At 63.5% G+C, this 17,840-nt stretch carries 16 protein-coding genes; 9 read left to right on the plus strand and 7 right to left on the minus strand.

All coding sequences use genetic code 11. From position 1 onward, the window contains the following. Positions 1-130: 130 nt before the first annotated feature. Both AHA_RS13390 and AHA_RS13395 read left to right on the plus strand, forming a co-directional pair. A complete protein-coding gene (locus tag AHA_RS13390; protein WP_011706466.1) occupies positions 131-1,666 on the plus strand; it encodes a TerC family protein in 1,536 nt (511 codons plus the stop codon). 188 nt (positions 1,667-1,854) lie between these two features. Then, positions 1,855-2,976, plus strand: coding sequence for an alkene reductase (locus tag AHA_RS13395; RefSeq protein WP_011706467.1), 1,122 nt, complete (start codon positions 1,855-1,857; stop codon positions 2,974-2,976). Positions 2,977-3,064: 88 nt separating this feature from the next. Here the strand turns inward: AHA_RS13395 and AHA_RS13400 are convergent, their stop codons facing one another. Then, the gene (locus tag AHA_RS13400) at positions 3,065-4,084 is read right to left on the minus strand and encodes an adenosine deaminase (RefSeq protein ID WP_011706468.1); all 1,020 of its coding nucleotides are present in this window, start codon (positions 4,082-4,084) and stop codon (positions 3,065-3,067) included. 214 nt (positions 4,085-4,298) lie between these two features. Between AHA_RS13400 and AHA_RS13405 the strand changes: the two genes are divergently transcribed. The 6 genes from AHA_RS13405 to AHA_RS13430 all read left to right on the plus strand — a co-directional run bounded on the left by AHA_RS13405 (position 4,299) and on the right by AHA_RS13430 (position 10,469). Then, positions 4,299-5,048: an HAD-IIA family hydrolase gene (locus AHA_RS13405; protein ID WP_011706469.1), complete on the plus strand. Its 750-nt coding sequence runs from the start codon at positions 4,299-4,301 to the stop codon at positions 5,046-5,048. A gap of 69 nt (positions 5,049-5,117) precedes the next feature. After that, complete coding sequence (locus AHA_RS13410; protein ID WP_011706470.1) at positions 5,118-6,692, plus strand: cation:proton antiporter family protein; 1,575 nt, start codon at positions 5,118-5,120, stop codon at positions 6,690-6,692. Between the two features lie 125 nt (positions 6,693-6,817). Further along, positions 6,818-7,186, plus strand: a complete 369-nt coding sequence (locus AHA_RS13415) for a cupin domain-containing protein (RefSeq protein ID WP_011706471.1) — start codon at positions 6,818-6,820, stop codon at positions 7,184-7,186. Positions 7,187-7,379: 193 nt separating this feature from the next. Further along, positions 7,380-9,044, plus strand: a complete 1,665-nt coding sequence (gene asnB / locus AHA_RS13420) for an asparagine synthase B (RefSeq protein ID WP_011706472.1) — start codon at positions 7,380-7,382, stop codon at positions 9,042-9,044. 179 nt (positions 9,045-9,223) lie between these two features. Continuing rightward, positions 9,224-9,724 carry a thioredoxin family protein gene (locus AHA_RS13425; protein WP_011706473.1) on the plus strand — a complete coding sequence of 167 codons (501 nt, stop codon included), beginning with the start codon at positions 9,224-9,226 and terminating at the stop codon, positions 9,722-9,724. Between the two features lie 121 nt (positions 9,725-9,845). Beyond that, on the plus strand, positions 9,846-10,469 hold the full coding sequence (locus AHA_RS13430) for a glutathione S-transferase family protein (RefSeq protein ID WP_011706474.1): 624 nt from the start codon (positions 9,846-9,848) through the stop codon (positions 10,467-10,469). A gap of 78 nt (positions 10,470-10,547) precedes the next feature. Here the strand turns inward: AHA_RS13430 and maiA are convergent, their stop codons facing one another. The 6 genes from maiA to AHA_RS13460 all read right to left on the minus strand — a co-directional run bounded on the left by maiA (position 10,548) and on the right by AHA_RS13460 (position 16,136). Further along, positions 10,548-11,186 (minus strand): maleylacetoacetate isomerase, encoded by a 639-nt coding sequence (gene maiA / locus AHA_RS13435; RefSeq protein WP_039214563.1) that lies wholly within the window; start codon positions 11,184-11,186, stop codon positions 10,548-10,550. Positions 11,187-11,258: 72 nt separating this feature from the next. After that, the gene (locus AHA_RS13440) at positions 11,259-12,257 is read right to left on the minus strand and encodes a fumarylacetoacetate hydrolase family protein (RefSeq protein WP_011706476.1); all 999 of its coding nucleotides are present in this window, start codon (positions 12,255-12,257) and stop codon (positions 11,259-11,261) included. Positions 12,258-12,268: 11 nt separating this feature from the next. Continuing rightward, on the minus strand, positions 12,269-13,429 hold the full coding sequence (locus AHA_RS13445; protein WP_011706477.1) for a homogentisate 1,2-dioxygenase: 1,161 nt from the start codon (positions 13,427-13,429) through the stop codon (positions 12,269-12,271). A gap of 47 nt (positions 13,430-13,476) precedes the next feature. Beyond that, entirely contained in the window at positions 13,477-14,574 is a 1,098-nt protein-coding gene (gene hppD / locus AHA_RS13450) for a 4-hydroxyphenylpyruvate dioxygenase (protein ID WP_011706478.1), read from the minus strand. 237 nt (positions 14,575-14,811) lie between these two features. Further along, positions 14,812-15,480 carry an HAD family hydrolase gene (locus tag AHA_RS13455; protein ID WP_011706479.1) on the minus strand — a complete coding sequence of 223 codons (669 nt, stop codon included), beginning with the start codon at positions 15,478-15,480 and terminating at the stop codon, positions 14,812-14,814. Next, entirely contained in the window at positions 15,477-16,136 is a 660-nt protein-coding gene (locus AHA_RS13460; protein WP_011706480.1) for a TIGR01621 family pseudouridine synthase, read from the minus strand. The genes AHA_RS13455 and AHA_RS13460 overlap by 4 nt, the downstream gene beginning before the upstream one ends. Positions 16,137-16,222: 86 nt before the next feature. Here AHA_RS13460 and AHA_RS13465 point away from each other — a divergent pair, with 86 nt between their 5' ends. Continuing rightward, entirely contained in the window at positions 16,223-17,806 is a 1,584-nt protein-coding gene (locus tag AHA_RS13465) for a GGDEF domain-containing protein (RefSeq protein ID WP_011706481.1), read from the plus strand. Positions 17,807-17,840: the final 34 nt, after the last annotated feature.

Consider the following 17,840-nt stretch of genomic DNA (forward strand, 5'->3'; position numbering starts at 1 on the left):
TTCTTCCCGTCAAAGCCTATCTTTATCTGCTTAATCAGCGCCTCTGAATAACGCCATTGCCTTGCTGTCACTGCGGCCATCGTACGCCGTGCTTACTCTTTGCTTTGTCTGTTTTTATTGAGGTCACTACATGGAATTGCTGCTGGATCCCCACATCTGGATCGGTCTGTTTACCCTGATCGTCCTGGAAATCGTGCTCGGGATCGACAACCTGGTCTTCATCGCCATCCTGGTGAAAAAGCTGCCCCCCGCCCAGCGGGACAAGGCCCGCGTCATCGGCCTGTCACTGGCCCTGCTGATGCGCCTGGGGCTCCTGAGCGTGATGTCCTGGCTGGTCACCCTGACCACCCCCATTTTGCACCTGTGGGATCACCCCTTCTCCGGGCGGGACCTGATCCTGATGGGGGGCGGCCTGTTCCTGCTGTTCAAGGCCACCTCCGAGCTGCATGAGCGGCTGGAAGCCAAGCCGCCCGAAGACGGGCCGGTCGGCGTCTACGCCAGCTTCGGCGTGGTGATCACCCAGATCCTGGTGCTGGATGCCATCTTCTCGCTGGACTCCATCATCACCGCCGTCGGCATGGTGGAACACCTCGGCGTCATGATGGCGGCCGTGACCATCGCCATGCTGGTGATGGTACTCGCCTCCAAGCCGCTGACCCGCTTCGTCAACGCCCACCCCACCGTCGTGGTGCTCTGTCTGAGCTTCCTGCTGATGATCGGTTTCAGCCTGGTGGCGGAAGGGTTCGGCTTCCATATTCCGAAGGGTTATCTCTACGCCGCCATCGGCTTCTCGGTGCTGATCGAATTCTTCAACCAGCTCTCCCAGCGCAGTGCCGAGCGCCACGAGGCCAAGCAGCCCCTGCGCGAGCGCACCACCGCCGCCATCTTCAAGCTGATGGGCAGCAAGGCATATCAGGACCGACCGGACGACGATCTGGACGCCCCCGCCGCCGAGCCGGTGAGCTTTGGCGAGGAGGAGCGCTACATGGTGACCGGGGTACTGTCGCTGGCCGAACGCTCCATTCGCACCATCATGACCCCACGCTCCGAGATGGCCTGGATCGACGTCAACGACTCCAACGACGAGATCCGCGCCCTGCTGCAGCAGGAGCCCCACAGCCTGTTCCCGGTCTGTGACGGCGATCTGGACGAGGTGATCGGGGTGGTCAAGGCGCGCGACCTGCTGTTTGCCCTCAACGAAGGGCAATCCTTGAGCGAGCTGGCCAAGCAGAACGACCCCATCATAGTGCCGCAGACCATCAACGTGATTAAGCTGCTGGCGGAGCTGCGCCAGGCCAAGGGCAGCCTCATTCTGGTGGCCGACGAGTTCGGCGTGATCCAGGGGTTGGTGACCACCCACGACTTGCTGGAGGCCATCGTCGGCGAGCTGCCCGATGAAGATGAAACGCCGGACATCGTCCGCGATGGGGAAGGCTGGCTCATCAACGGCAGCACCAACATCCACCACGTGGAGCAGGTGCTGGAACACGAAGGGCTGGTGAGCGAGAGCGACGAGTACGTGACCCTGGCCGGCATGCTGCTCTCCCACTTCGGCACCCTGCCCGCCCCGGGCCAGCAGCTGCAACTGCAGCAGCTCGGCTTCGAAGTGGTCGAGGTGAGCGAGCGGCGCATCGAGCGGGTGCGCGTCATGCCGCTGGAGGCCTGACGCCATTGCTTGAACCATGCTGAAAAAGGGGGCCTTGCGGGCCCCCTTTTTTATTCAGGCGCCTCCCCCTGCCCCTCCCTCTTTTCACCATTGCTGTCATCAGCGCAATTCTTTTGTGCAATTACCCCTCTTTTTCGCAAGGGATGCCGGCACTAGAGTGAGCCCATCATCACCATGAGGAATTCACCATGCACCACGATCACCTGTTCTGCCCCCTGCGCCTCGGCCAGTTGCACCTTGCCAACCGCATCGTCATGCCCCCCATGACCCGCTCCCGCGCCAGCCAACCCGGTGACGTGGCCAATGCCATGATGGCCACCTACTACGCCCAGCGCGCCGGGGCCGGCCTCATCATCAGTGAAGGCACCCAGATTGACCCCATGGGCAAGGGCTACGCCTGGACGCCGGGGATCCACAGCGCCGAACAAGTGGCCGGCTGGAAGCAGGTGACCGACGCCGTCCACGCCAAGGGCGGCACCATGTTCGCCCAGCTCTGGCACGTGGGCCGGGTCACTCACCCCGACAACCTCGGCGGTGCCCAGCCCATCTCCTCCTCCGCCATTCAGGCGAAAGGGGTGCGGGTGTTCGTCGACAACGGCAGCGATGCCCCCGGGTTCGTCGAAACCGTCACCCCGCGCGCCATGACCCAGGCCGATATCGACGCGGTAGTGGGGCAGTTCCGTCAGGCGGCTCGCAACGCCATGCTGGCCGGCTTTGACGGCATCGAGCTGCACGCCGCCAACGGCTACCTCATCAACCAGTTCCTCGACTCCGAGTCCAATACCCGCACCGACGGCTACGGCGGTTCCTTGGAGAACCGGCTGCGTTTCCTCAAAGAGGTGACCGAGGCAGTCTGCAGCGAGATCGGGGCCGACCGGGTCGGGGTGCGCCTCGCGCCGCTCACCACCCTCAACGGCACCGTGGATGCCAACCCGCAGGAGACCTACCTGGCCGCCGCCCGCCTGCTGGGCCGGCTCGACGTGGTCTACCTGCACATCGCCGAGGCGGACTGGGACGATGCCCCGCTGATGGCGGAGGGCTTCAAGCAGGGGCTGCGCGACGCCTTCCCCAACACCCTCATCTATGCCGGCAAGTACGACGGCGAGCGTGCCCGGGCGGCGCTCGAGGCGGGCTGGGCCGACATGATAGGCTTCGGTCGCCCCTTCGTGGCCAACCCCGACCTGCCCGAGCGGCTGCGCCACGGCTATCCGCTGGCCCCTCACGACCCGGCCACCCTGTTCGGCGGCGGTGAAAAGGGCTTGATTGACTACCCGACCTATCAGGCGGCCCCCCTGCCCCACACGGTCTGAGTCAAACCCGCCCAGGCATAACGAGACGCGCCCACCATCACTGGTGGGCGCGTCGTTTTCTGCCTGTCATGCTTGCCGGCGCCGCAGGCTAATGGAGGCTGACCCCGTAGCAGGCGGCGTAGCTTCTGATCTCCCGGGTCAGCCGCGCCTTGTCGGCCAGGCTCAGCCAGCTCGCCTCCACCGCGTTCAGTGACAAGCGGCAGAGCTGGTTCATGCTGGCCCCCAGCTCATGGGCCAGGGCGTGGAAGTTGGCATTTATGTAGCCGCCAAAATAAGCGGGATCGTCGGAGTTGATGGTGACGCACAGCCCCTGCTCCAGCAGCGCCAGTACGTTGTGGTGGGCCATCTTGTCAAACACCTTGAGGCGGGTGTTGGAGAGGGGGCAAACGGTGAGCGGCAGCCGGGTATCGGCCAGATAGCGCAGCAGATCGGGATCATCGACGCAGCGCACCCCGTGATCGATGCGCCGCACCTCAAGCTCCCGGATGGCCTGCCAGATGTAGTCCGCCGGCCCCTCTTCGCCGGCGTGGGCCACCACCGGCAACCCCAGCTCGCGGCAGCGGGCAAAGACCCGGGCAAATTTGCTGGGCGGGTTGCCCCGCTCCCCCGAGTCGAGCCCGATGCCGTGAATGCGCGACAGAAAGGGAGTGGCCTGCGCCAACGTGGCAAAGGCATCCTCCTCGCTCAAGTGGCGCAGGAAGCTCATGATGAGCCGCCAGCTGATGCCAAACGCTTTCTCCCCGGTCTGCAACGCCCGCTCGATGCCGCCCAGCACGGTGGCGAAGGGCACGCCACGGGCGGTGTGGGTCTGGGGGTCGAAGAAAATCTCCACGTGCACCACCTTGTCGGCGGCGCAGCGTTCCAGATAGGCCCAGGTGAGGTCGAAGAAATCCTGCTCGGTGATAAGCACGCTGGCCCCCAGGTAGTAGAGATCAAGGAAGGATTGCAGACAGTCGAACTCGTAGGCGGCGCGCACGCTGGCCACGTCAGGCCAGGGCAGGGCCACGCCGTTGCGCTGGCCCAGGGCAAACATCAGTTCCGGCTCGAGCGAGCCTTCGATATGGAGGTGCAGCTCCAGCTTGGGCAGACCGGCAATAAAGTTATCCATGATGACGGCTCCATCGGTTCACAGACAGCGGGACCAGCCAGTGGCAGAGCGGATCCCTCCCCTCTATCGTTCATTGTGCACCTATCTCTGTTTATGGGGGAGACTTGTCATCAAACAGACTTATAATGGCGTCACAAAAACAACATAACTATTTGAAGATCTTGAGAGTTGGCGCAACTTTCCGCCGCCTCTTGCGCCTACACAAGGAGTCCCCATGAAGAAAAACGTCATCTGCGACATCGACGGCGTCATCCTGCACAACAACGATCTGGTGCCCGGTGCCGACCGCTTCGTCCATCGCCTGCTGGAGCAGGGCAGCAAGCTGCTGTTTCTGACCAACTACCCGGCCCAGACCCAGAAAGATCTGCAAAACCGCTTCCGCTCCGCCGGGATCGAGGTGCCGGAGGAGTGCTTCTACACCTCCGCCATGGGCACCGCCGACTTTCTCAAGCGCCAGGACGGCAAGAAGGCCTATGTGATCGGCGAAGGGGCGCTGACCCACGAGCTCTACAAGGCCGGCTTCACCATCACCGACATCGACCCCGACTTCGTGGTGGTGGGCGAGACCCGCAACTACAACTGGACCATGATGCAGCTGGGGGCCAAGTTCGTCGATCAGGGGGCCCGCTTCATCGCCACCAACCCGGATACCCACGGCCCCATGATGCACCCGGCCTGCGGCGCCCTGTGCGCCCCCATCGAGCGGATGACCGGCAAGAAGCCGTTCTATGTCGGCAAGCCGAGCGCCTGGATCATCCGCGCGGCGCTCAACCGGATGGAGGCCCACTCCGACGACACCATCATCATCGGCGACAACCTGCGCACCGACATTCTGGCGGGCTTCCAGGCCGGCCTCGAGACGGTGCTGGTACTCTCCGGGGTGAGCAAGGTGGCCGACATCGACCGCATGCCGTTTCGGCCGAACCACATCTTCGACTCGGTGGTGGATATCGACATCGTCTGATCCCTGCCGGCTGACGGGCCGGCCTGGCGCAAGGTCCAGGTCTGCCTCGTTACCCCTGAAGGACGCGTAATGGAACCTGTCATGATCGCCGTGGCCTTTGGCTGCGGCATGCTGGTCAACCTCATCGGCCTGCCGCCCCTGCTGGGCTTTCTGGCGGCCGGTTTTCTGCTCAACGGCATGGGCTATCAGAACACCCCGGCCCTGAACGAAATTGCCGATCTGGGCGTCACCCTGCTGCTGTTCACCATCGGCCTCAAGCTCAACGTCAAGATCCTGATGCGGCGCGATGTCTGGGGTACCACCAGTTTGCACCTACTGCTCTCCACCCTGCTGTTCACCGTGGTGCTGCTGGTGTGCAAGGGGCTCGGACTGGCACTGGCCATGTCGCTGGACTGGCGGCTCGCACTGCTGCTGGGCTTTGCCCTCTCCTTCTCCAGCACCGTGTTTGCGGTCAAGGTGCTGGAGGAGCGCAGCGACATGAACGCCCTCTATGCCCGTCTCGCCGTCGGCGTGCTGGTGATGCAGGATCTGTTCGCGGTGGCCTTCCTGGCAGTCTCCAGCGGTCAGTGGCCCAGCATCTGGGCGCTCTGGATCCTGGGGCTGCCGCTGCTGCGCCCCTTGCTGCTGAAATTGCTGGAGCGGGCCGGTCACGGCGAGCTGCAGGTGCTGTTCGGGATCTTCCTGGCGCTGGTGGTGGGAGCCGCCGGCTTCGAAGTGGTGGGGCTCAAACCGGATCTGGGGGCGCTGGTCATCGGCATGCTGATCGCCTCCCACCCCGCCTCCGCTGGGCTGGCCAAGTCGCTGTTCAACCTCAAAGATCTGTTTCTCATCTGCTTCTTTCTCACCATCGGCCTCAACGGCCTGCCAACCCACGACACCATGTTGCTGGCGCTGGCCCTGGTGCTGGCCCTACCGCTGAAAAGCGCGCTCTACTACCTGGTCTACAGCGGCGCCCACCTGCGGGTGCGTACAGCCCTGCTCTCCACCCTGGCGCTCACCAACTTCTCGGAGTTCGGTCTCATCGTCGCGGCCATCGCCGCCAAGGCGGGCTGGATCTCCCACGAGTGGCTGGTTGCGCTCTCCTTGGCGCTGGCGGCCAGCTTCATGATCTCGGCTCCCCTCAACGGCCAGAGCGAGCGCATTTACCATCGGCTCGGCAACTGGCTGCGCGGCATGCAGGCTACCACCCTGCATCCAGAGGACAGGCCCATCGAGCTCGGCGATGCCGAGGTGATCATCCTCGGCATGGGACGGATCGGTCAGGGTGCCTACTTCGAGCTGGAGAACAAGTACGGCACCGTGATCCTCGGGGTGGAGAACGACAGCGAGAAACTGCCCACCCTGCGCGCCCAGGGCATGAACGTGATCGAGGGGGACGCCACCGATACCGACTTCTGGGACAAGGTGCTGCTCTCCAACCAGGTCAACCTGGTGCTGCTGGCCATGCCCCACCACTCGGGCAACCTCTACGCCATCGAGAAGCTGCGCAGCCACGGCTTTGCCGGCAAGATTGCCGCCATCGTCCGCTTCGAGGACGACATCGCCTCCCTGAAAGAGCAAGGGGTGGATGCGGTGTTCAACGTCTACGACGAAGCGGGCAGCGGCTTTGCCCGCCACGTCATCAAGCGGCTGCAGCCACGCTGATGGGGAGCCGCGGCCCCCTTGGCAAGGGGAACGGTATCGTTTACGTTATGCGCAACCTCGTTTAATAAAACGAACAATCACGGGGCCTGGATGGCCCCGTTTTTTATCCCTGCCAAGGAGGCAGCATGAAGACCCTCAACGACTGGATCCTGCTCGACCGCAATGAGGTGGTCCCCACCCCGCTGATACCGGCCCCCGAGCGCCTGCGCGCCGGCAATCCGCGCCAGACGGTATGGAACCACTACTCCGACCCGAGCCAGCAGTTTCACGTCGGCTTCTGGGCCTGCGAGCCGGGCCGCTGGGCCATCCACTACACCGAGCACGAATACTGCCAGCTGCTGGAGGGCGAGGCGGTGATCCACGACGGCCAAGGCGGCAGGCTGCCCCTCAAGCCCGGCGATCAGTTCGTCATCCCGGCCGGCTTTGTCGGGGAGTGGGAGACCCTCACCCCCTGCCGCAAGCTCTACGTGATCTTCGAGCCCGCCGCGACTTGACGTCTGCGTCAACCCAGGCCGCCGTAGCCACCCTTTTTCAGGCCGACCGGGTTGACGTGTACGGCATGATTTTCTGCGGTTTTCCCGCTTGCAAAAGGTTTTTGCACTAGGCATTGTGATTGGCGAGGAATGTAAATGGAATTTCGAGCCCGAACGTGGGGGGCTCATATAAAAATCAAGAGGATTACCGCCAATGTGTTCTATTTTCGGCATTCTGGACATCAAATCCGATGCGGCCGCGCTGCGCAAATCGGCGCTGGAGATGTCCAAGCGATTGCGCCACCGCGGTCCTGACTGGTCCGGCGTCTACAGCTCCGACAAAGCCATTCTGGTGCACGAGCGCCTGGCTATCGTCGATCCGGGCAACGGCGCCCAGCCGCTCTACAACCCCGAGCGCACCCACGTGCTGGCCGTCAACGGCGAGATCTACAACCACAAGGAGCTGGAGAAGAGCCTCAAGGTCGACTTCCAGTTCCAGACCCACTCCGACTGCGAGGTGCTGCTGGCCCTCTACAAGGAGAAGGGCCCGGCGTTTCTGGACGATCTCAACGGCATCTTCGCCTTTATCCTCTATGACGCGGAGCAGGATGCCTACCTGATTGGTCGCGACCACATGGGGATCATCCCCCTCTATACCGGCCGCGACGAGCACGGCAACTTCTACGTCGCCTCCGAGATGAAGGCGCTGGTACCGGTCTGCAAGAGCGTCGAAACCTTCCCGCCGGGACACTACCTGTGGAGCAAGGATGGAGAGCTCAAACAGTGGTACAAACGCGACTGGATGGAGTATGACGCGGTCGAGCACAACGTCAGTGACAAGGCCGAGCTGAAAGCCGCGCTGGAAGCGGCGGTCAAGCGCCAGCTGATGTGCGACGTGCCCTATGGCGTGCTGCTCTCCGGCGGGCTGGATTCGTCCGTCATCTCCGCCATCACCAAGCTCTATGCCGCCCGTCGGGTTGAAGATGATGGCAAGAGCGAAGCCTGGTGGCCCCAGCTGCACTCCTTCGCCGTCGGCCTGGAAGGCTCGCCGGATCTCGCCGCCGCCCGCAAGGTGGCCGATCACCTCGGCACCATCCACCACCAGATCCACTTCACCGTGCAGGAGGGACTGGATGCCCTGCGGGACGTCATCTATCACCTCGAGACCTATGACGTCACCACCATCCGCGCCTCCACGCCCATGTATCTGATGGCCCGCTACATCAAGGCGATGGGGATCAAAATGGTGCTCTCCGGCGAAGGCTCCGACGAGTTGTTCGGTGGCTACCTCTACTTCCACAAGGCGCCCAACGCCCGCGAGTTCCACGAAGAGAACGTGCGCAAGCTCGCCTCGCTGCATCTCTATGACTGCCTGCGCGCCAACAAGTCGATGGCCGCCTGGGGGGTGGAGGGTCGCGTGCCCTTCCTCGACAAGGAGTTCATGGACGTGGCGATGCGCCTGCAGCCTGCCGACAAGATGTGCGGCAAGGGCAAGATCGAAAAGCACATCCTGCGCGAAGCATTCGAGGATCTGCTGCCCCACGAAGTGGCATGGCGCCAGAAGGAGCAGTTCTCCGATGGCGTGGGCTATTCGTGGATCGACAGCCTCAAAGCCATGGTCGAGGAAGAGGTGACGGATCAGATGTTCGAGGCGGCGGCCTTCCGCTTCCCCGTCAACACCCCGCTCACCAAGGAGGCCTACTTCTACCGCGCCATCTTTGACGAGCACTTCCCGCTGGAGTCCGCCGCCCGTACCGTGCCCTACGGCAAGTCGGTCGCCTGCTCCACCCCGACCGCGCTGGAGTGGGATGCCAAGTTCAAAGAGATGGCCGACCCGTCCGGTCGCGCCGTGATGGACGTCCACCAGCAGGGTTACTGATCTGCCGGCAACCTCCTTTGCCTCAATGCCAAGCCCCTCCTGCGAGGGGCTTGGTTTTTTCCCGCCGACCCATTCCCGCTTTTTGCATAACAAGCGCCCATCTCACCCTTGGCGGCCGGGCTCGCTCGTGTCACATTGTTGCGGCTTGGAAGCAACCACAACAACACAAGGAGCACGTGATGAACCGACTGCTATTGCCGCTGGTGCTTGGCACCGCCCTGTTTCATGGCGAGGCGTACAGCGCCGGCCACCTCTGGAGCCAGAGCCTACCCGATTACAGCCAGGGCTATGACGAGCAGCGGGACCCGGCCCGCGATCTCGCCGCCGCCACCGCCAAGGCCAGTGCCGAGGGCAAGAAAGTCCTGCTGCTGGTGGGCGGCGAGTGGTGCAGCTGGTGCCAGGAGATGAACCACTTTCTGGACCAACAACCCGATCTTGCCAGTCAGCTCAACCGCACCTTCGTGGTGGTCAAGGTGAACGTCAGCAAGCAGAACAAGAACGAATCCTTCCTCAAAGGTTATCCCGAGTATCTGGGGGTGCCCCACTTCTACGTGCTGGATGCCAAGGGCAAGCTGCTGGAATCCTTCAACACCGGGCTGCTGGAGAAGGGGGACAGCTACGACGGGGAGAAATTCGGCAAGTTCATCGCCTTCTTCCAGCCCAAGACCACCCACGGCTGACTCGCCAATCGATGCAATCAGGGCCCCGCACGGTCGGTGACTGTGTTGGGCCTCGATGGCCGTGTAAGCAGGGGCTGTAGGCCTGCGGCAAGCCGGCCATTCCCCCGACAAGGACGAAAAGATGTTACGGATACTGGGCAAAGCCTCCTCCATCAATGTGCGCAAGGTGCTGTGGACCTGCGCCGAGCTGGATCTCCCGTTCGAGCTGGAGGAATGGGGTGCCGGCTTCAAGCCGACGGACACCCCGGCGTTTCTGGCACTCAACCCCAATGCCATGGTGCCGGTCATTCAGGATGACGACTTCACCCTGTGGGAATCGAACACCATCATCCGCTACCTGGCGACGCGCTACGGCGACAACGCGCTCTATCCCGTCGAGGCGAGAGCAAGGGCCCGGGTCGATCAATGGATTGACTGGCAGGCATCGGACTTGAACAGCGCCTGGCGCTACGCCTTCCTGTCGCTGGTGCGGCGCTCCCCCCAGCATCAAGACCATCAGGCCCTTCACGCAGCTTGCCTGCAGTGGTCTCACTGCATGGAGATCCTGGAGAGACAGCTTCAAGCAACCGGGGGATATGTGGCCGGCCCCCACTTCTCGCTGGCGGATATTCCCATCGGGCTGTCGGTCAACCGCTGGCTGGAGACGCCCTATGATCGTCCGTTGCTGCCGGCCGTGAACGACTACTACCAGCGCCTGGGCGAGCGGCCCGGCTTTCGGCGCCATGGCTGCAACGGAACGCCCTGAGGCGAACGGGAAGGGAGGGAGTTGGCAGAGTGAACACGGCAGGCCGGGTCGGGATGACCGGGCCCGGCCTGCCGTATGTCAGGGTTGGGCATCCGGCTGCTGCTCTGGCGCGGCCTTGATAAACGCCTGCAGTTGCTCGCAGTTGGCGACGATGCGATTGATGGTGGGGTAGTCTTCCAGCGACATGTCGTAGCGGCGGGCGTTGTAGACCTGGGGCACCAGCATGCAGTCGGCCAGGGTCACCTCGTTGCCGACGCAATAGATGCCGGCGGTGGTCATCAGCAGCTGCTCCAGCGCGGTGAAGGTCTCGTCAATCCAGTGGCGATACCACTCGTCGCGGTGTGCCTTGCCCTGCCCCAGCGACTGCTCCAGATAGTTGAGCACCCGCAGGTTGTTGAGGGGATGGATGTCGCAGGCGATCATGTTGACGATCTGGCGTACCCGGGCCCGCTCCTGCGGGGCCGAGGGCATCAGCGGGTGGGCGGGGTAGGTTTCGTCGAGGTACTCCATGATGGCCACCGACTGACCCACCTGCACCTCGCCATCCACCAGAAACGGCACCAGCCCCTGGGGGTTGAGCCGGCGATAGGCCTTCTCGCGCTGCTCGCCCTGCCGCAGATTGACCGGATGCTGCTCATAATCGAGCCCCTTGAGCTGCATCACGATCCGTACCCGATAACTTGCCGATGAACGCCAATATCCAAACAACTGCAACATAATCTGTCCCTGTGTTGGCAGGTGCAAGGGCACCTGCCGCTCACCAGCCGGCCTCGTATCCATGCTGGCCCCTCACTTCGTCTGACTGGCCCCCGCCGGCGTGACCCGCTGCAAAATGGTGCCAAACAGACTCATCCCGTTGCGATCCTGCATCGCGATGGACACTGTATCACCAAAGCGCAGAAAGGGTGTAGTGGCTTGACCTGACTCGATAATTTCCTGCATTCGCAGCTCGGCGAGGCAGGATGAGCCGCGGCTTCGGTCGTAGTTGGAGACGGTGCCCGAGCCGATGATGCAGCCCGCCCCGAGCGGCCGGGTCTTGGCGGCGTGGGCGATCAGCTCATAAAAGTTGAAGGTCATGTCCACCCCGGCATCGGGAGCCCCGAACAGGGCGCCGTTGAGGTGGGTCTCAAGCGGCAGATGCACCTTGCCGTCGCGCCAGTCATCCCCCAGCTCGTCCGGCGTGATGGCCAGCGGCGAGAAGCTGCTGGAGGGCTTGGACTGGAAGAAGCCAAAGCCCTTGGCAAGCTCCCCCGGGATGAGGTTGCGCAGGCTCACGTCATTGACCAGCATCAGCAGCTTGATGTGGCCGGCGGCCGCCTGCGGGCTGGTGCCCATCGGCACGTCGTCGGTGATGACGGCGATCTCCGACTCGAAATCGATGCCCCACTCCTCCGACCCCATCGGGATGGTGCCACGGGGCTGCAGGAAGCTGTCCGAGCCCCCTTGATAGATCAGGGGATCGTGCCAGAAGCTTTCTGGCATCTCGGCACCGCGGGCTTTGCGCACCAGCTCCACGTGGTTGACGTAGGCGCTGCCGTCAGCCCACTGGTAGGCGCGCGGCAGCGGAGAGAGACAGGCCGTCTCGTCGAACGGGAAGGCGTCGGCGCAGGCGCCATCGTTGAGCTTCTGATAGACGGCGGTCAGTTTGGGCGCAAGTTCGGCCCACTCGTCGAGGGCCGCCTGCAGGGTGGCGGCCAACTGCGGCACGCGCACCGCGCGGCTCAGATCGCGACTCACCACCACCAGGGCGCCGTCCCGTTTACCATTGTTCAGGGTTGCCAGTTTCATAGGGATTCCTTTTATTTGCCGTTCGTGGCTGGCGTGAGTTCCGGGCGCAGCCAGCTGGTGACGTAACGCGGGTTTTCCACTCCGTCACACAGGCTGCCGACGTTGAGCGCATCGCGGGTGTCGAGCATCACCGCCACCTCGTCGGTGAACTTCTTGGCATAGGCCTGCCCTGCCGCAAACGCCTTGGGATGGGGACCGTGGGTGAACCCGGCGGGATGGAAGGTGACCATGCCCCGCTCGATGTTGTCCCGGCTGAAGAAATCCCCGGCGTGGTAGAAGAGCACCTCATCGTAGTCGTCGTTGCTGTGGTAGAAGGGCACCTTGAGGGCACCGGGATCGCTCTCGATGGGGCGCGGCACGAAGGTGCAGACCACGAACCGGCTCGCCACGAAGGTGGAATGAGCCGAGGGCGGCAGGTGGTAGCGGTGACTCATCAGCGGGCGGATGTCCCGCCAGTTGAGGCGCACCACGCAGAGATCTCCGTGCCAACCCTGCGCGTCAAGCGGGTTGAACGGCCAGGTGATGACCGAGACCTGGTTGTGACGCTTGACCTGCAGCGACCAGGGGTTCTCATCCTGCTGGGCCAGGAAGCGCTCGTTGATGGCCGGCACGTCCAGCGCCGCCGGGTCGAAGATGGCGTGATTGCCCACCAGCCCCTTGTCCGGCAACTGGTAGCTGTCGTTGGTCGCCTCGATCATCAGGATGAACAGGGGCGCCGTCGGCTCGATGCGCCACATGGTGCCGCGGGGGATCACCAGGTAGTCGCCATCGCGCAGGGTCAGGTGACCGTAGTCGCAATAGAACTCGCCGCTCCCCTCATGGATGAACAGGAGCTCGTCGCCATCGGCGTTGCGCACCAGAAACGGCATGGGCTCATGCAGGCGCCAGATGCGGTAACGGCAGTGGGGGTTGCTGAGAATATCCGGCATCACCCAGGGGGAGAGGGAACTCACCTCCTCGCCGAGGGCATTGAGATCAAACAGGCGCGGGCGCAGCGGCCCCTCCCAGTTGACCCAGTCGGTGGGGGCATGCTTGTGGTGCATGTGGGTGGCCGGCCCGAAAAAGCCGGAGCGGCCCAGTTCGCGCTCATAGATGGCCTGCTCGGGCAGGTCGGCATGAGCCTGGCGGGAGTGTGTCCCCTCCCGGTGGGGAAAGTTAATCCAGTTGCGCATCGCCAACCTCCCTTGCTTGACAACCAACCCGCCCGTGGCGGTTCCCGTTACGCATCATTGAGCACCCCACGGCGGATCTGATCCAGCTCGATGGATTCGAACAGTGCCTGGAAGTTGCCCTCGCCAAAGCCTTCGTTGCCCTTGCGCTGGATGATCTCGAAGAACACCGGGCCGATCACGGTGTCGGTGAAGATCTGCAGCAGGATGCCGTCCTTGGTGGGAGAGCCGTCGATGAGGATACGCAGCTCTTTGAGCGCCGCCAGATCCTCCTGGTGCCCCTCGACCCGGCTATCCACCTTCTCGTAGTAGGTGTCCGGGGTCGGCATAAAGCCGGTGCCACGGCCGCGCAGGGTGCGGATGGTGTGGTAGATGTCGCTCGACGCCATGGCGATGTGCTGGATCCCCTCCCCCTTGTACTGACGCAGGTACTCCTCGATCTGGGACTTGTCGTCGGAAGATTCATTGATGGGGATGCGAATTTTGCCGCAGGGGGCGGTCATGGCGCGGGAATGCAGGCCGGTCAGCTTGCCCTCGATGTCGAAGTAGCGGATCTCCCGGAAGTTGCCGATCCGCTCGTAGAAATTGGACCAGACGTCCATGTTGCCGCGCTGCACGTTGTGGGTCAGGTGGTCAATCTCGTACAACCCGGCATCCACCTCGGCCATGCGCGCCTGCCAGTCGGGATAGAAGACGAAGTCCACGTCATAGATGGAGCCCTTGTCGCCGTAGCGGTCGACGAAAGAGAGGGTGCTCTCGCCGATGCCGTAGATGGCGGGTATGTTGAGCTCCATGGGACCAATCTTGCCGACGAACGGCTTGGCGCCCTTGCCGATGGCGTACTGCTGGGCCTTGCCGGCATCGCTCACCCGAAACGCCATGCCGCAGACACTCGGCCCGTGCAGGCTGGCAAACTGCTCGGCCTGGGAGTGGGGCTCGGCATTGACCACGAAGTTGATGTCCCCCTGGCGGTAGAGCCAGCACTGCTTGTGTTTGTGCTGCGCCACCTCGGCAAAGCCCAGCGAGACGAACAGCGCCTTGAGGGCGACAATCCCTTTGGCATCCGGCGCCGTGTACTCGACGAATTCGAAACCATCGGTGCCGAGCGGATTGATGGTGTGAGTACGGGCAGAAGAAGTGGTCGTCATGATGCGCTCCTTGCGATTGACTGATAACGAAGAGGGTAACACCGGGGCGTTGCGGGCAGCCGCCACCAATATTGTTAACAACTTGTTTCATTAGAGGTGGCGGCGCGGCGGAAGAGAAGAGGCGGCGTTCAGATAGTTTGCCGGGGGGGACGGTCAAAAGATGTAAATAGATTGTGACATTGAGGCCGCAGCCTTGTGGCACGCTCGGTGGCGCCCCGCAAGGCTGTCAGCTTTGCCTTACAGGGACCAGTATCTGGGCTCGATGCGGGGCAATGCCTGCCGCGCCTGTTGCAGCCGCGCCGGGGTGGGGTTGATGAGCCACGCCACCTGCCCCTCTGCCAGCAGTGGCAAGTCGTGCAGGCTGTCGCTCAGAGCCAGGGTGGCGCCGAGGGCGTGGATCCCGGGCAGGATTTTGTGGCGGCCGTGGCAGTAAAAACGCGGCATCAGGCCGCCGAGGCGATAGTGCATCCGCGAACCCAGAATGCGATGGGGCAGACGGCCGGGCAGTTGTTGATGGAGCTGGCCCCGTACCAGGGCGCGAGGGCTGGCGGAGAGCACCCAGCAGCGCAGCCCTTCGGCCAGCAGCAGGCCCCGAGCTTCACGAAACAGCCCAGGCCGGGTGCGGCAATAGGCCCGCACTAGGCGTCGCCACCCTAGCGGCGGCAGCCCGAGGGTGATGGCCCACCAGATCAGTGAAATGCCGCGCCGACGCTGGCTTGGCATCAGATAGACCAGCCCACCCAGCGCCATCACCGGCCACAGCAGCAGCGGCCAGATGCGGCGGCGCAGGATGAAACGCAGCAGCCCGGCATGGCTGTCATCCGGCGCCAGGGTGTCGTCAAAATCCGCCAGGATCCAGCCGCTGGCGGGCAGATCCGGCACTCCTGGCACTGTCGCTCCCTTCATTCGGCCAGCCCCGCGATGGCGGCGTGCAACTCGGGCAGCACAAACAACGAGCCTTCATCGGGCGGGCAGACGAAGTCGAACGCCTCCCCCGCCAGGGTGAACGCGAGGCGCCAGGCGTGCAGATAGCCGCGATCGGCCGCCGTGCCGCCGTAGCGCGCATCCCCCAAGATCGGCGCCCCCACGCTCTTCAAGGCCACCCGGATCTGGTGAGTCTTGCCGGTTCTGGGCTTGATCCGGTAGAGCCGCAAGCCCTCGCGCACCGAGACGGAGTCGAACCAGCTGATGGCGGGGTTGTCGAGTGTGCGGGTCAGCATCCAGCTGCCGCCCCGCCCCTTCTGCATGTCCCCCTTCACCCAGCCCTGCTTCTTCTTGGGCTTGCGATCGGAGAGGGCCAGATACTGCTTGCTCACTTCCCGCGCGGCAAAGGCCATGCTGAGGGCCCGGTTGGCCTCGGTGGTGCGCGCCAAGAGCACCAGCCCGGAGGTCATCTTGTCGAGCCGATGCACCGGATAGAGCAGCAGACCGGTATCGGCCTTGACCCGACTGACCAGCCCCGGATGGAGCAGTCCGGCCTCGTCGGTCTCGTCATGCATGCCGAGCCCGGGCCCCTTGTTGATAACCATGAAATCTTTGTGCTGCGCTAGTATCCGGTACATCAATAACCCTTTAGAATGTTTTTAATTACAAGAACATGACCCTGCGGGGTCGCACCCCATGAACACTCAGAACAAGACTCGCACGGATGAAGAGATACCTGCTTTGGCTGCTGCTGATTGGCATCAGTCATGCTGTTCCCTTGCGGGCCAGCGAATCCACCCTTGAAGCGCCGGAGCGGGTCGTACTCCAGCTGCGCTGGCTGCATCAGCCCCAGTTCGTTGGCTATCACATGGCCAAGGCCAAGGGCTTTTATGCCAGTGCCGGGCTGGACGTCGAGATACGGCCCGGCGGCAAGGACATCAGCCCGGTAGAAGAGGTGCTGAGCGGGCGGGCCGACTTCGGGGTCGGCAACACCGAGGTGCTCACCAGCTACGCCAGCGGCCAGCCATTGCTGGCGCTGGCCAGCGTCTACCAGCACTCCCCGTCCATCTTTCTTGCTCGCCGTGACAGCGGCATTCTCACCGTTGACGACATGCGTGGCAAACGGATCATGATGTTTTCGGCCCATCAGGACGCCGAACTGCTGGCCACTCTCTTCTATCAGGGGCTCAATGAGCACCAGCTCATCCCGCTGCCCACCTCGGTCAACATCGAGGATCTCATCGAGGGCCGGGTCGACATCTTCAACGCCTACCTCAGCAACGAGCCCTTCTATCTGGAGGAGCGCGGCATCCCCGTCTCCGTCATCAATCCGCGCAACTACGGCATCGATTTCTACAGCGACATCCTGTTCACCACCCAGGCGCAGGAGCGCGCCCATCCGGATCGGGTGGCCCGGTTTCGGGCCGCGAGCCTGGCGGGCTGGCGCTATGCCCTCGCCCACCCGCAAGAAGCCATCGCCCTGCTGCGCAAGGAGTATGGCGTCAACCGCAGTCAGGCCCACATGGAGTACGAGCTGCAGGTGAGCAAGGAGATGATCCAGCCGCTCTATGTGGAGATCGGGTATATGAATCCCGATCGCATGACCCACATCATGCAGCAGCTGGTCGAGATCGGACTGGTGTCCAAGCCGGTCTCCTTGCACGAGTTTCTCTATCAGGCCCCTTCCGAGCAGTGGATCTTCTGGCGTCCCTGGTTCCTACTGAGCCTGGCGGCCAGCGTGCTGATCCTGCTGCTGGCCCTCTATCTATTGATGTGCAACCAGCGGCTCAATCGCGAAATCGCCTTGCGCCGCCAGCGGGAGGAGGAGATCTGGCAGCTCGCCCGCCGCGACCCGCTCACCGGCCTGCCCAACCGGCTGAGCCTGATGGAGCGGCTTGATGCCCAGGTCAAGGGCCCGGCCCCCGGCTGCCTGCTGTTTTGCGATCTCGACGACTTCAAGCAGGTCAACGACAACTTCGGCCACAGCCACGGCGATGCCCTCCTCTGCCAGCTGGCGGAGCGGATCAGCCGCAGCCTCGGGCCACAGCACTTCTTCGCCAGACTGGCCGGCGACGAGTTCGTGCTGCTGTTGCCGGGCCACGATCAGGCGCAGGCCGATGCCATCGCCGAGCAGATCAGGGCCGTCATGCAGTCGCCGTTCGAGGTGGAAGGGGTCCCGCTGACGGTCGGCATCAGCGTCGGCATCAGCCAGTACCAGCCGGGCTGGCGCGCCGAGCAGTGGCTCATCCAGGCCGACCGCGCCATGTACCACGACAAGGGGGCTCCGCTGGCTGAGTCCCCAGGCTGATCCAAATTCCGACAGCACAAGGCCACCCGCGGGT

The sequence above is a fragment of the Aeromonas hydrophila subsp. hydrophila ATCC 7966 genome (assembly GCF_000014805.1).
Classification (GTDB): Bacteria; Pseudomonadota; Gammaproteobacteria; order Enterobacterales; family Aeromonadaceae; genus Aeromonas; species Aeromonas hydrophila.